The organism is Microbispora sp. NPDC049125 (genome assembly GCF_040802045.1).
Lineage (GTDB): Bacteria > Actinomycetota > Actinomycetes > Streptosporangiales > Streptosporangiaceae > Microbispora.
In genome coordinates, this window is the sequence record NZ_JBEZDW010000075.1 from 1 (window position 1) to 13,693 (window position 13,693).

At 71.2% G+C, this 13,693-nt stretch carries 14 protein-coding genes and 1 pseudogene; 13 read left to right on the top strand and 2 right to left on the bottom strand.

All coding sequences use genetic code 11. The features are described 5' to 3' along the window. Positions 1–452 precede the first annotated feature (452 nt). The 12 genes from rsmD to AB0B72_RS39655 all read left to right on the top strand — a co-directional run bounded on the left by rsmD (position 453) and on the right by AB0B72_RS39655 (position 12,438). Positions 453–1,025 (top strand): 16S rRNA (guanine(966)-N(2))-methyltransferase RsmD, encoded by a 573-nt coding sequence (gene rsmD / locus AB0B72_RS39600; RefSeq protein WP_367744903.1) that lies wholly within the window; start codon positions 453–455, stop codon positions 1,023–1,025. A 16-nt stretch (positions 1,026–1,041) separates the two neighbouring features. Then, complete coding sequence (coaD, locus tag AB0B72_RS39605; RefSeq protein WP_367744904.1) at positions 1,042–1,518, top strand: pantetheine-phosphate adenylyltransferase; 477 nt, start codon at positions 1,042–1,044, stop codon at positions 1,516–1,518. Positions 1,519–1,588: 70 nt separating this feature from the next. Next, complete coding sequence (locus tag AB0B72_RS39610) at positions 1,589–2,143, top strand: DUF177 domain-containing protein (protein WP_367744906.1); 555 nt, start codon at positions 1,589–1,591, stop codon at positions 2,141–2,143. Between the two features lies 1 nt (position 2,144). Beyond that, a complete protein-coding gene (gene rpmF / locus AB0B72_RS39615; RefSeq protein WP_367744907.1) occupies positions 2,145–2,324 on the top strand; it encodes a 50S ribosomal protein L32 in 180 nt (59 codons plus the stop codon). A 261-nt stretch (positions 2,325–2,585) separates the two neighbouring features. Next, complete coding sequence (rnc, locus tag AB0B72_RS39620) at positions 2,586–3,311, top strand: ribonuclease III (protein ID WP_367744922.1); 726 nt, start codon at positions 2,586–2,588, stop codon at positions 3,309–3,311. 36 nt (positions 3,312–3,347) lie between these two features. Continuing rightward, on the top strand, positions 3,348–4,223 hold the full coding sequence (mutM, locus tag AB0B72_RS39625) for a bifunctional DNA-formamidopyrimidine glycosylase/DNA-(apurinic or apyrimidinic site) lyase (protein WP_367744908.1): 876 nt from the start codon (positions 3,348–3,350) through the stop codon (positions 4,221–4,223). Between the two features lie 64 nt (positions 4,224–4,287). Beyond that, a complete protein-coding gene (locus AB0B72_RS39630; protein ID WP_367744910.1) occupies positions 4,288–4,557 on the top strand; it encodes an acylphosphatase in 270 nt (89 codons plus the stop codon). A 187-nt stretch (positions 4,558–4,744) separates the two neighbouring features. After that, on the top strand, positions 4,745–4,939 hold the full coding sequence (locus AB0B72_RS39635) for a hypothetical protein (RefSeq protein WP_367744912.1): 195 nt from the start codon (positions 4,745–4,747) through the stop codon (positions 4,937–4,939). Positions 4,940–5,232: 293 nt separating this feature from the next. Then, on the top strand, positions 5,233–8,946 hold the full coding sequence (locus AB0B72_RS39640; RefSeq protein ID WP_367744913.1) for an AAA family ATPase: 3,714 nt from the start codon (positions 5,233–5,235) through the stop codon (positions 8,944–8,946). A 390-nt stretch (positions 8,947–9,336) separates the two neighbouring features. Beyond that, a complete protein-coding gene (gene ftsY / locus AB0B72_RS39645) occupies positions 9,337–10,503 on the top strand; it encodes a signal recognition particle-docking protein FtsY (protein ID WP_367744915.1) in 1,167 nt (388 codons plus the stop codon). A gap of 42 nt (positions 10,504–10,545) precedes the next feature. Further along, entirely contained in the window at positions 10,546–11,373 is an 828-nt protein-coding gene (locus AB0B72_RS39650; RefSeq protein WP_367744916.1) for a maleylpyruvate isomerase family mycothiol-dependent enzyme, read from the top strand. 285 nt (positions 11,374–11,658) lie between these two features. After that, positions 11,659–12,438: an IPT/TIG domain-containing protein gene (locus AB0B72_RS39655; protein ID WP_367744917.1), complete on the top strand. Its 780-nt coding sequence runs from the start codon at positions 11,659–11,661 to the stop codon at positions 12,436–12,438. 119 nt (positions 12,439–12,557) lie between these two features. On the opposite strand, the gene AB0B72_RS39660 is transcribed toward AB0B72_RS39655, so the two are convergent. Further along, on the bottom strand, positions 12,558–12,980 hold the full coding sequence (locus AB0B72_RS39660) for a MarR family winged helix-turn-helix transcriptional regulator (protein WP_367744919.1): 423 nt from the start codon (positions 12,978–12,980) through the stop codon (positions 12,558–12,560). 70 nt (positions 12,981–13,050) lie between these two features. Between AB0B72_RS39660 and AB0B72_RS39665 the strand changes: the two genes are divergently transcribed. Continuing rightward, positions 13,051–13,440, top strand: coding sequence for a PPOX class F420-dependent oxidoreductase (locus AB0B72_RS39665; RefSeq protein ID WP_367744920.1), 390 nt, complete (start codon positions 13,051–13,053; stop codon positions 13,438–13,440). 139 nt (positions 13,441–13,579) lie between these two features. Here AB0B72_RS39665 and AB0B72_RS39670 read toward each other — a convergent pair. Next, a pseudogene (locus tag AB0B72_RS39670) lies at positions 13,580–13,693 on the bottom strand (IS5/IS1182 family transposase); the annotation flags it as partial.

The window sequence follows — 13,693 nt, forward strand, 5'->3', positions numbered from 1 at the left end:
CGGGGGGGGGGGGGGGCCCGCGGCCGCTTCCCATACACCCGCCCCCCCCCCGTGGCACCACGGGGGGGGGGGGGGCGGCGGGGGGGGGGGGGGGGGCCCCCCCCCCCCCCCCCACCCCCCTGAAATGACCCAGGGCCCAGCCCTGGGACGGCCTCCCCCCGAATGCCGTCCCCGGCCGGGCCCGCCCTCGAGTCAGGTGCCGAGGGCGCCGACGTGCGGAAGGGCTCACGATCACGCCGGCCGGCCTTCTTCTGGGTCACCTTGAAGGCCGCAGAACTCATCATGCGGATACCGGCGGCCCCGCGATACCGGTCTTACTCATTCCTCGCCGCCGCTTGCCCACTCTTGACCTGAACCGATCTTCCGGGCCGCCCGGGACAGGGCCCGGCGGCGATGGAGCGGCCGCCGGGACCCAGGGAGCGGCGGGCGCCGGCGGGCGGGACAATGAACGGATGACTCGGGTGATCGCAGGGACCGCAGGAGGCCGCAGGCTGGCCGTGCCGCCCGGGAGGTCGACCCGGCCGACCAGCGACCGCACCAGGGAAGGGCTGTTCGCCACGGTCGGCTCGGTGCTCGGCCCGCTCGACGGGGCCAGGGTCCTCGACCTGTACGCCGGCTCCGGCGCCGTCGGCCTGGAGGCCCTCAGCCGGGGCGCGGCCCATGCGCTGCTCGTCGAGTCGGACGCGAGAGCCGCGCGGACGATCAGGGAGAACATCGCCTCCCTCGGGCTGCCCGGGGCGTCGCTGCGCGCCGAGAAGGCCGAGCGGGTCGTGGGCCGCCCGTGCGAGGGGGAGCCGTACGACCTCGTCTTCGCCGACCCGCCGTACGCCCTGACAGACGCGGCGGTGACGCGGGTGCTGGAGGCGCTGCGCGACAACGCCTGGCTGGCGGAGGGGGCGCTCGTCGCGGTGGAACGCGAGTCCAGGGGGAATGACATGGTGTGGCCGCAGGGCTTCGAAGAAGACAGGGTCCGCCGGTACGGCGAAGCGTCCGTTTGGTACGGTCGCGCAGCCGGGAACCCGTAAATCGTGGGGGTGTGCCTTGCGTCGCGTCGTCTGCCCGGGGTCGTTCGACCCGGTGACCAACGGACATCTGGACATCATCGGCCGGACCTCCCGTCTTTACGACGAGGTCGTCGTGGCCGTGCTCATCAACGTCGAGAAGAGCAGCCTCTTCACGGTCGACGAGCGCATCGACATGCTTCAGGAGGTGACGAAGGAGTACGGCAACATCCGGGTGGAGAAATTCCACGGGCTCCTGGTGGACTTCTGCAAGCAGCAGGGCATCCCGGTCATCGTCAAGGGGCTGCGCGCGGTCAGCGACTTCGACTACGAGTTGCAGATGGCCCAGCTCAACTACCGGATGTCGGGCGTGGAGACCCTATTCATGTCCACCAACCCGGAGTACTCCTTCCTGTCGTCCAGCCGTCTGAAGGAGATCGCCCGCTATGGTGGGGACGTGTCCGGGCTGGTCCCCGACCTGGTGAACGAGCTGCTCGTCGAGCGGCTCAGGGGCTGACCGGAGACTGGTATTCTTTCCTTTCAGCCTTGCACGACGGCGTTGATTCGCCATGCCTAACGAGAGCAGGATGACTCTGCACAGCCTCGATCCCCGCGCCCCCTGGGTGATTTCCACTCATGATCTAGGGCGTCGACCGGGATCGATGCGCAGAAGCAGTCCGGTTCTCCCGGCGCCGGTGGATCTCGCGGTCGGAATGATCGGCGTCCCCAAGGACGCCGACGTCGAGCTGGACATCCGGCTCGAAGCGGTGATGGAGGGCGTGCTCGTCACGGGCACGGCGCGGGTCCCCCTTGCGGGAGAGTGCTCGCGCTGCCTGGATCCGTTGACCTCGGAGATCGAGGTGGACTTCCAGGAGCTCTACTTCTACTCGGCGGAAGACGCCGGAGAGGACGATCTGCTCCTCGACGGCGAGCTGCTCGATCTGGAGCCGGTATTCCGTGACGCGGTGGTGCTCGCGCTGCCGCTGATTCCGGTGTGCGGTGAGGACTGCCCCGGTCTCTGTGCGGAGTGCGGGGTCAAGCTGGCCGAGGCCGGCGAGGACCACCGGCACGAGAAGATCGACGCCCGTTGGGCGACGCTGCAAGGTTTGGTTGAGGACAACAAAGACGATCAGGAGGGTTGACGTGGCCGTCCCCAAGCGGAAGATGTCGCGGAGCAACACCCGCGCCCGCAGGTCCCAGTGGAAGGCGGCGGCGGTGGCACTCGTGAGCTGCCCGCAGTGCCGCTCGCCCAAGCGCCCGCACGTGGCGTGCCCGACGTGTGGCACGTACAACCGCCGGCAGGTGACTGAGCCGTCGGCCTGATCGCAGGCGGACAAATCGGGGCGCCGGCCGGATCGTGACACGACCCGGCCGGCGTTACCGTGCTTTACTGGCACGTGCGGTGGCGGTCGGAACGGAACGCACCGACTGCGCCCGCGGCCGTGGTGGATGCCGGGGCCCCTCCGGTGGCCCGGCGTCCACCACGCCTTCGGGCCTTCCATTCACTCCACCCGCCTCCGTGTACGGCCCTGCCATGCATAGGAGTTCGGAGGAGAAGCTGTGGGCGCACCATCGGGAAAGCCGGTGGCCGTCGAGGTCGCCAGAGACGAGCTGCAACAGGTGCTGGACATCCAGATCAGCACCGGCATCCTTGAGCGGGCGCTGACGCACCGCTCGTACGCTTATGAGAACGGTGGCCTGCCCACCAACGAGCGCCTGGAGTTCCTCGGCGACTCGGTGCTGGGCCTCGTGGTCACGGACACGCTGTACCGCAACCATCCCGACCTGCCGGAAGGGCAGCTCGCCAAGCTCCGCGCCGCCGTGGTGAACATGCGGGCGCTCGCTGACGTGGCGCGCACCCTCGACCTCGGCAAGTACCTGCGGCTCGGCCGCGGCGAAGAGGGCACGGGAGGGCGCGACAAGTCGTCGATCCTGGCCGACACCCTTGAGGCGCTGATCGGCACGGTCTACGTCGACAAGGGCCTGGACGAGGCCTTCCGCGTCGTCCACCTGCTGTTCGACCCGCTGATCACGCGGTCGGCCTCGCTCGGCGCCGGGCTCGACTGGAAGACGTCGCTCCAGGAGCTCACGGCGGCCGAGATGCTCGGCGTCCCGGAGTACCACGTCGAGGAGAGCGGGCCCGACCACGCCAAGTCGTTCGTCGCGATGGTCCGCGTCGGCGGCAAGGACTACGGCAAGGGCGCGGGACGCAGCAAGAAGGAGGCCGAGCAGCAGGCGGCCGAGGCGGCCTGGACGGCGATCCGCGCGATACGGGACGCCCGTGAGGGCGCCGGGCAGGTGCGGGCCTGATCCGCGCCGAGTTCCGGCGGCCGGGAGGGAGACACGATGCCCGAGCTGCCTGAGGTCGAGGTCGTCCGGAGGGGCCTGCAACGCTGGGTCGCCGGCCGGACGGTCGCGTCCGCCGAGGTCCTGCATCCGCGGGCGGTCCGCCGCAACGCGGGCGAGCTGCCCGACCAGCTCAAGGGCCGCACCCTGCGGTCGGCCGAGCGCCGGGGCAAGTACCTGTGGCTCCCGCTGGCCGACTCCCCGGACGGCGAGGCCGCCGACGCGCTGCTGGCCCACCTGGGCATGAGCGGCCAGCTCCTCGTGGTGGACCCGCTTTCGCCCGTCGAGCGGCACCTGCGCGTGCGGCTCGGCTTCGCCGACGGCGGCCCGGAGCTGCGCTTCGTCGACCAGCGCACGTTCGGCCACCTGCTGGTCGCGCCGATGGCCGTACGGCCGGCCCGCCCGGTGCCCGAGCCGATCACGCACATCGCGCCTGACCCGCTGGAGGACGCGTTCGACGACGCCGAGTTCGCCGCGGGCGTCCGGCGCCGCCGTACGGGGATCAAGCGGGCGCTGCTCGACCAGTCGCTGATCAGCGGGGTCGGCAACATCTACGCGGACGAGGCGCTGTGGCGGGCGCGCCTGCACTGGGCGCGGCCGACCGAGACCCTCACCCGGGCCGTGATCGGCGAGTTGCTCGCCGCGGTCCGCGAGGTCATGGCGGAGGCGCTCGGCCAGGGCGGCACCTCGTTCGACAGCCTGTACGTGAACGTCAACGGCGAGAGCGGCTACTTCGACCGCTCCCTGGCCGTCTACGGCAGGCGGGACGAGCCGTGCCGCCGGTGCGGGACGCCGGTGCGGCGGGAGGCGTTCATGAACCGGTCCTCCTACAGCTGCCCGAAGTGCCAGCCCCGGCCCAGGAACGCCCGGCCGTAGAGCCCGGGCGGGTCGCGGGTGCCCCGGGCGACGGCGGCCGTGGGCGATCTGGATACTGGTAAGCGTGGTTCGGGTGACGGCGTGGGTCCGGGGACAGGTGCAGGGCGTGGGGTTCCGCTGGTGGACCCGCGCCCGCGCGCTGGAGCTCGGGCTGACCGGATGGGCCGCGAACCTGGCCGACGGCAGGGTTGAGGTCGTGGCCGAGGGCCCAAGGGAATCGTGCGAGAAGCTGCTCGGCGCGTTACGCGGCGGCGACACGCCCGGCCAGGTCAGGGGGGTGGTCGAGCGCTGGAGTGAGGCGAAGGGAGGTATGGCTGGGTTTGTCGAGAGGTAGCCCTTCCATCAACCCCCCTAAATACGGTATATTTACCTACCGAGAGTGCCCACCGATCATCTGTGCGGAGCGTTCAACTTGACCGCCTCCATTGTCGGTGCGACTCTTGAGAGGAACCACGCGCACCCCTCCCGCGGCATGAAGTGCGCGAACCAGTCTGGTCACTCAGCGTGGAGGACCCTTTACTATGGCGAAGGCTCTACTCGGCCACGTCGGCGGTCCTGACCCTCGAATGATCTCGGAAATGCGCCGCCTCCAGCAGCGCATCCGCGACCTCGAGGCAGAACTCAACCGGCTCCAGGCACAGAACGACGCGCTCGCGGCGCAAACTCGTGACGAGGACCTGGTCCGGCTTCAGGATCGTGAGCCGGTTCTCACCTGAGAGCCGGCAGGACAGGAAAAGGATTGTAGGGACGCCCCGCAAAGGCGTCCCTTGCCATTTCCGCCCAATTGTGAGCGAATTCACCTTCGCGTTGGTTGTCCGTAAAGTCCGTTTCAAGGCGTGGTGGGCGGATCGCTGGCCCGCATTCGCGCACACCCTCGCGGTTCCGTACGGGCCACATGCCAGGCCCCGGCGTACGGCGCGACGGTGACGGACGGGCCGCAACGGAGGTCCTGGGCAGCCCTGGACCTGTAGTCTTCCCCGAAACGCCGGGCGGCCGTGAGGGGGAGGACGTGTATCTCAAGACGCTGACCTTACGCGGCTTCAAGTCCTTCGCCTCCGCGACGACGCTGCGGCTGGAGCCCGGCATCACCTGCGTGGTCGGCCCGAACGGCTCCGGCAAGTCGAACGTCGTGGACGCCCTCGCCTGGGTGATGGGCGAGCACAGCGCCAAGTCGCTGCGCGGCGGCAAGATGGAGGACGTGATCTTCGCGGGCACCTCCAGCCGCCCGCCGCTCGGCCGGGCCGAGGTCACCCTCACCATCGACAACACCGACGGCGCGCTCCCGATCGACTACACCGAGGTCACGATCAGCCGGCTGATGTTCCGGTCCGGCCAGAGCGAGTACGCCATCAACGGGGACACCTGCCGTCTCCTCGACATCCAGGAACTCCTGTCGGACTCCGGCATCGGCCGGGAGATGCACGTCATCGTCGGCCAGGGCCAGCTCGACCAGGTGCTGCACGCCGGCCCCGAGGAACGCAGGGCGTTCATCGAGGAGGCGGCGGGGGTCCTCAAGCACCGCAAGCGCAAGGAGAAGGCGCTCCGCAAGCTCGACGCCATGCAGGCCAACCTCACCCGCGTGCAGGACCTCGTGGCCGAGCTGCGCCGCCAGCTCAAGCCGCTCGGCCGCCAGGCGGAGATCGCCCGCAAGGCCGCCGTCATCCAGGCCGACCTTCGCGACGCCCGGCTGCGCCTGCTCGCCGACGACATGGTGACCCTGCGCGACACGCTGCAGCGGGAGGAGGCCGACGAGGCCGCCGTACAGGCGCGGCGCGGCCACGTGGAGGCCGAGCTCGCCCAGGGGCAGCGGCGGGAGACCGAGCTGGAGGCCGCGGAGAACGACGCCCAGCCGCGCCTCAAGGCGGCGCAGGAGACCTTCTACCGCCTCTCGGCGCTCCGGGAGCGGCTGCGCGGGGTGGAGAGCCTCGCAGCGGAGCGCCGGCGCCACGCCGCCGACGCCGCCGCGATCGAGCGGCGGGGCCGCGACCCGGAGGACCTCGAACGGGAGGCCGCCCAGGTCCGCGAGCAGGAGGAGGAGCTCTCCGAGCAGCTCGACGAGGCCCGTGACCGGCTGTCGGCCGCCGTGGAGATCCGTGCCGAGGCGGAGGAGGCGCTGGCCGCCGAGGAGCGCCGGCTCGCCGCCGCCGCCCGCGCCGCCGCCGACCGCCGTGAGTCGCTGGCCCGGCTGCGCGGCCAGGTGGAGTCGGCGAGGAGCCGGACCCGGGCCGCCGGCGAGGAGATCGGCAGGCTCACCAAGGCGGTGGAGGACGCCGGGCGGCGTGCGGAGCGGGCCCAGGAGGACCTCGACGCGCAGGAGCTCGGCGAGCCGGCGGCCGATCCCGGGCTCGCCGCCGAGTTCGAGGCCGCCCAAGAGGGCGTGGACCTCGCCCGTGCGGCCGTCGACGAGGCGCGGGCCGTGGTGGAGCAGGCCGAGGCCGCGGCCAGGCAGGCGAAGGCGGCCCTCGCCGGGCCCCGCGACGCGCTGGCCGCCGCCAAGACCGCCGTGAGCACCGCCCGCACCGCGGACCAGCAGTCCCAGCGAGCGGTGGCCGCCCTGCAGGCCCGGTGCGAGGCGCTGGAGATGAGCCTCGCCGGAGGCGCCGACGGAGCCGCCGCCCTGCTGGGCGCGGGGTTGCCCGGTGTGCTCGGCCCCATCGCCACACTGCTCGCCGTACGCCCGGGGGCGGAGGCCGCCGTGGCGGCGCTGTTGGCCGTCGACGGCGTCGCCGTGGACTCGCTCAACGCGGCCGTCGCCGCGATGGAGCACCTCCGTGACGCGGGCGGGGGCCGTGCGGCCCTCCTCGTCGCGTCGGAGCGCCCGGGCGGAGGGCGGCGGCAGGAGATCCCGATCGCCGGTGGAGAGTGGGCGGCCGACCTGGTGAGCGTGCCTGGGGAGCTGCGGCCCGCCGTCGATGCGCTCCTGGGAGACGTGGTCGTCGTCCCCGACCTCCTGGCGGCCCAGAAGGTGGTCGACGCCAATCCGGACCTCAGGGCGGTCACCCTCGCCGGCGACCTGCTCGGCGTGCACGCCGCACGCGGCGGATCGGGCGGCGGGACCACGCTGCTGGAGATGCGTACCGCGCTCGACGAGGCGGCGGCGGATCTCGCCACCGCCCGGGGCGCGGCGGAGCGGCACGCCGAGGCCTTGGACGAGGCCGTCGCCGCCGAACGGGAGTGCCAGCTCGCCCTGGAGGCGGCGCAGGCCGGGGTCACCGAGGCGCAGAACGGCGTCAGCGTGGCCCAGAGCGGCGTCAACGCCGCCCAGAACGGGCTCAACGCCGCACAGGGCGTCGTCGAACGCCTGAGAGGCAGGCAGCGCGACGCGGACCAGAAGGCCGCCGCCGCTGCCAGGCAGCAGGCCCGTATGGAGGCCGCCGTCAAGGCCGCCCAGGACGAGACCGCCCGGCTCGCCCAGGCCGTACGGGACGCCCAGGAGGCCCGGGAGATCGCCCAGGCCGCGGCCGTCGAGCTGGAGGAGCGGCTGGCGGAGGCGGAGTACGCGGCGGAGCTGGAGGCCGAGCCCACCACCGACACCCGCGACGAGCTGGCGGCCACCTGCGGAGTGACCCGGCAGGCCGAGATGGAGGCCAGGCTCACCGTCCGTACCGCCGAGGAACGGGTGCGGGGCATCGCCGGCCGGGCCGACGGCCTGCTGCGCGCCGCCCGCCGCGAGCGGGAGGACCGGGCGAACGCGGCGGTCCAGCGCGAGCGCCGCCGCAGGCAGGCCGAGGTCGCCGCGGCCACCGCCCAGGGGGCCCAGGCCGCGCTCGTGGCGCTTGAGGGCTCACTCGCCCGTGCGGCCGAGGACCGCGACGACGCCGAGCGGGCGCGCGGCGCGATCGACGCGGAGCTCAAGCAGGTACGGCTGCGCGTCCGCGAGCTGGGGGCCGAGCTCGACGGGCTCGTCAACCGCGTCCACGGCAGCGAGATGGCCAGGACCGAGCGCCGGCTCCGGTTGGAGCAGATGGAGCAGCGGGCCCTGGAGGAGTACGGCCTGGAGCTCGAACCGCTGATCTCCGAGTACGGCCCGGCCGCCCCCGTGCCTGGAGAGCCGCCCACGCCGTACGTGCGGGAGGAGCAGGAGAAGCGCGCGCGGATCGCCGAGCGGCAGATGGCCCAGCTCGGCAAGGTCAACCCGCTGGCGCTGGAGGAGTTCGCCGCGCTGGAGGAGCGGCACGCGTTCCTCACCTCGCAGCTCGAAGACCTCAAGAAGACCCGGCGCGACCTGCTGCTCGTGGTGAAGGAGGTCGACGACCGGGTCGAGCAGGTGTTCTCCGCCGCCTACGAGGACGTGGCCCGCGAGTTCACCCAGATCTTCCAGCGGGTCTTCCCCGGAGGCGAGGGACGGCTGCTGCTGACCGACCCCGCCGACATGCTCACGACCGGCGTCGAGGTCGAGGCCCGGCCGCCCGGCAAGAAGGTGAAGCGCCTGTCGCTGCTGTCCGGCGGCGAGCGGTCGCTGACCGCCGTGGCGTTCCTCATCTCCATCTTCAAAGCCCGCCCGTCGCCCTTCTACGTCATGGACGAGGTCGAGGCGGCCCTGGACGACACCAACACCCAGCGCCTGCTGACCCTGTTCGAGGAGCTGCGGCAGAGCTCCCAGCTCATCGTGATCACTCACCAGAAGCGGACGATGGAGATCGCCGACGCGCTGTACGGCGTCTCCATGCGCGGCGACGGCGTCACCCAGGTCGTCAGCCAGCGCCTGCGCGACCGTGTTTAATTGCGCTCGCTTCGCTCGCGCGGGCTCGGGGCGCCTTTGAGGCCACGTCTTCCCTCGTCACGTCCTCGCTCGTTCCTCGCTGCGGGCGTTCCTCAGTCCAGACGCGGCCGCGCCCCTCGCGTGACGGCTGAGCGCCGTACCTGATCGCTCGCGCGGGCTCGGGGCGCCTTTGAGGCCACGTCTTCCCTCGTCACGTCCTCGCTCGTTCCTCGCTGCGGGCGTTCCTCAGTCCAGACGCGGCCGCGCCCCTCGCGTGACGGCTGAGCGCCGTACCTGATCGCTCGCGCGGGCTCGGGGCGCCCTTGAGACCCTCGCGTGGGGTCCCCGCCGTTCAGGGATCGGGGGGCGCGCTGAACCGAGCATGGCGGGGGGTCTGGGAAACTTCATGGTGTGGATGGTTACATCGGCATCATCGTGATCGTGGCCCTCGTCGCCGTGCTGGCGGTTGGGGGCCTGTTCCTGCTGTTCCGGCCCAAGGCCAAGGATCTCCCGAGCGTCCAGACGCCACCGGAGGCACCCGCGCCCGAGGTGGGGGAGCGGGCCGCGCCCGGCCTGGGTGAACAGGACGGCGGCACGACGACCACGCTGCCTCCTCCGGCCGAAGAGCTCGTCAAGGCTCCGGAGATCGAGGTCCCGCCGCCTTCCGCCGGGCGCATGGTGCGGCTGCGCAGCCGCCTCGCCCGTTCGCAGAACGTGCTCGGCCGGGGCCTGCTGGAGCTGCTGTCCCGCGACCGCCTCGACGACGACGTCTGGGACGAGATCGAGGAGACTCTGATCACCGCCGACGTCGGCGTGGCCCCCACCCGGGTCATGGTGGAGGAGCTGCGGACCAAGGTGAAGGTCCTCGGCTCCCGCAGCCCGCAGGACGTCCGCCGGCTGCTCCGTGACGAGCTGCTCGCCCAGATCGGCCCCGAGCTCGACCGGACGCTGCACACGGAGGCGCCCGGCCGTCCGGCGGTCGTCCTGGTCGTCGGCGTGAACGGCACCGGCAAGACCACCACGTCGGGCAAGCTCGCCCGGGCCCTCGTCGGCGACGGGAAGAAGGTCGTGCTGGGGGCCGCCGACACGTTCCGGGCCGCCGCCACCGACCAGCTCCAGACCTGGGGGGACCGGGTCGGGGCCGGAGTCGTACGCGGCCCGGAGGGCGGCGACCCCGCGTCCGTGGCCTTCGACGCCGTCGCCAAGGGGATCGCGGACGCGGCCGACACGGTGATCATCGACACGGCGGGCCGCCTGCACACGAAGACCGGCCTCATGGACGAGCTGGGCAAGGTCAAGCGGGTCATCGAGAAGAAGGCCATGGTCGACGAGGTGCTGCTCGTCCTCGACGCCACGACAGGGCAGAACGGCATGCGCCAGGCGCAGGTGTTCGCCGAGGTCGTCAACGTCACCGGCATCGCCCTGACCAAGCTGGACGGCACCGCCAAGGGCGGCATCGTGATCTCCGTCCAGCGGGAGCTGGGCGTCCCGGTCAAGCTGGTGGGTCTCGGCGAGGGGCCCGACGATCTCGCTCCGTTCGATCCCGAGGTCTTCGTCGACGCCTTGATCGGAGACTGAGCCGGTCTCCGGCGGGATTTCGGCTGCCACTAATGTTCGGCGATGGAAAACCGTATCGCTGGACAGGAGAGCATGATGGCCGATCGAACGGATCACACGATAAAGGTCCTGCGCTCGGAGCTCGACGAGCTCGTCGCCCTGGTGCGAGGCTTCACCGCCGACGACCTCGCTCGTCAGTCCGGGGCGGCGGCGTGGGACGTCTCCCAGGTGCTGAGCCACCTGGGCAGCGGCGCGGAGATCAGCCTTGCCACCCTCGACGGGGCGCTGACCGGCACGGGCGCCCCCGCCGGGGAGTTCATCCAGGGCGTGTGGGCCCGATGGGACGCGATGTCGCGGGCCGAACGGGCCGAGGGCTTTCTGGCGGCCAACGAGGCGCTGGTGCGCCGCTTCGAGGGCCTGGACCCGCAGACGAGGCGGGACGTCCGCATCGCGCTGTGGTTCCCGACCGCACCGGTGGACGTGGCGACCTTCTGCGGCATGCGGCTCAGCGAGTTCGCCCATCACACCTGGGACGTCAAGGTGGCCTTCGACCCGGCGGCGACGCTGGACCCGGAGGCCATCGACCTGCTGATCGACCGCGGTGCGGCCATGGTCGGATTCCTGGGCAGGGCCGCGGGGCTCGGCGGCCGCCAGGCGACCATCGCGGTGCACACCACGTCCCCTGATCGGTCCTTCGGACTCGACATCCGCGAGGCGGTGGCCATCGTCGACGCGCCGGCCGCGCCGGACGCGATCCTCACCGCCCCCGCGGAGTGGTGGCTGCGGCTCGTCTCCGGCCGGCACGCTCCGGAGCACACCCCGGCGGCGGTGGAGCTCACCGGCAGCGCCATCACCCTGGACGACCTGCGCCTGGTCTTCCCCGGTTTCTGACCGTCCCCGGCACGGTGGTCCCGCCCCGCGGGGCCACCGGCCACCCCCGCGTCGGTGTGGCACCCACACGGTCCGCCGGCCTTCGACGCCCTGGTCAAGGGATCGCGGGACACGGGTCATCTGGGGCCACAATCACATGGCGCGTTCGGTCAGTTACAGACCGGTCGCCGGGCGATACAAAAGATGTGAGACACCCCAGGCCACCCGCGTCCGACAGCGCCCTCCCCGTGCCACGAGGTCTCATCCGATCAACGTGATCGAATGTCATCTCGAGAGGAGCGCATCATGGCGCCCATCATCACCACGCTCACCGCCGGACCGCAGGGGACCGCGCAGGGGAACTTCGGGCAGACCCTCACCATCACCGGAACGGCTCTCACGGGAGTCACCGATGCCAAGATCGGCGCCAGGACGGTTCCCGTGGCCGTCAACCCGGCGGGGACGGTCGCGACATGCTCCCTCCCGTCGGGATCCGGGATGGTGGCCGTCACCGTCACGGGCTCCGGCGGCACGAGCAACGCGCTGCCCTTCTACTACATCGCCCGCCCGGTTGTGATCAGCCTCGCCCCGCCCGCCGGGATCTCGGTTACCCCACCCACTGTCACGATCACCGGCAGGAATCTCATAACCACGAACCAGGTGATGTTCGACGGGATGCCGGCCGCCCTGCTTCCACCCTTGACCGACACCCAGATCACCGTGCTGCCCGGTTCCATCCCCGAACTGGGCTCTCCCCCCTGGACGCAGATCAAGGACGTCTCCATCCGGACTGCCGGAGGCACGGTCACCCTCTTCCAGGCGTTCACCTTCTTCGACAGGCCCACGGTGGAGGCCCTGACGCCCTCCACCGCCGTCGCCGGGAGCCCGATCTACGTCGACGGCAGCGGCTTCGTGAGCCCGCTCATCAACGTCCACTTCGACGGGGTCGACGCGGCGGTCGTCGTCAACTCGAGCCTGCAGCTCATCGTCACCCCGCCCAGCGGCCTGAGCGGCACCGTCATCGTGGACGTCTTCACCCTCGGCGGGACGAGCGTGCCCGTGCCCTTCACGTACCAGCCGGGGTGACCACGACCGCCACCGGCATCTCTGCCGAAGTCCTCCGACGACGAGGCTCATCGTGTTCATCGTGGCGCGCCGTGGCGCGCCGTACCTTGGTCTCGGCAGGTACGGTGCCCGATGCGGTGCTAGATCGCTTGGGTGAAGCGGGCGAGCAGGTCGCGGAGGGAGTCGCGTTCGTCCGGGGTGAAGGCGTCGGCGATCCTGCGCTCGATGACCACGGCCGCCGCGTCCGCGGTACGCAGCGTCTCGCGTCCCGTGTCGGTGAGGTGGGTCTCCAGCATCGTGCGATGCCACTGATGCGGGCCGCGCTCGATCAGGCCGTGCTCCAGCAGGTTCTTCAGCACGACGGTCATCGCCTGCGGGGTGACGAGGCACTCCCTGGCCAGGGCGGCCGCGGAGATGCCCGGGTTGTCCGCCAGCACGAGCAAGGCGGCGTACTGCGGCACGGTCAGTCCCGCGGTCTTCACCGCCGCGTGCTTGGCCGCCATGAGTCGCTGCTCGGCACGTTTCACGGCCAGGCCGAGCCGCTCCTCCGCAGGCATGTCCATGAGCGGAGCTTACAAGTCGGCATAGGTATCAGAGGATTGATAGGTATCAGAGCTTTGATAATGTGGCTCCATGACCCTTATCCCGGAAAGCCACCTCGACCTGCTGACCCGCCCTCTGTATGCGCACCTGGCGACGCTGATGCCCGACGGCACCCCGCAGGTGACGCCGGTGTGGACCATCTGGGACGGCGAGTTCCTGCGCTTCACCACCACGACAGACCGGCAGAAGGGGCGCAACGCGAGGGCTCGTCCTCACGTGGCCCTCTCGATCAACGATCCGGACCAGCCATACCGTTACCTGGAGGTCCGTGGCATTGTCGAACGGATCGACCCCGACCCCGAGGGCGTCTTCTTCGACGTGCTGGCCAAGCGCTACGGGCTGGAGTACGAAGCGCCGGTCGGTGACGCCGAGCGCAGGGTGGTTCTCGTCGTGCGCCCCACCCGCTTCACGAGCCAGTGACACCGCGGACGGAATCCTGGCCGCGGAGGACCCTTTGCTGGGTGAGCCGTATACGAAGCAGCTTGACGGCAAACTCCGCGAACTGCGGTTTCACCTCGACGAGTTCGCTGTACGTATCACCTACTGGATTGAGCCCCTTTCATCCTGAGTAGCGGTCGTCTTCGATGGCTTGCAGGACGAGGATGGCCTGCACGATCGGGGTGGCGCGGTGAGGGCAGCAGCGGAGCTTCGACAGCAGCTTCCACGCTTTCAG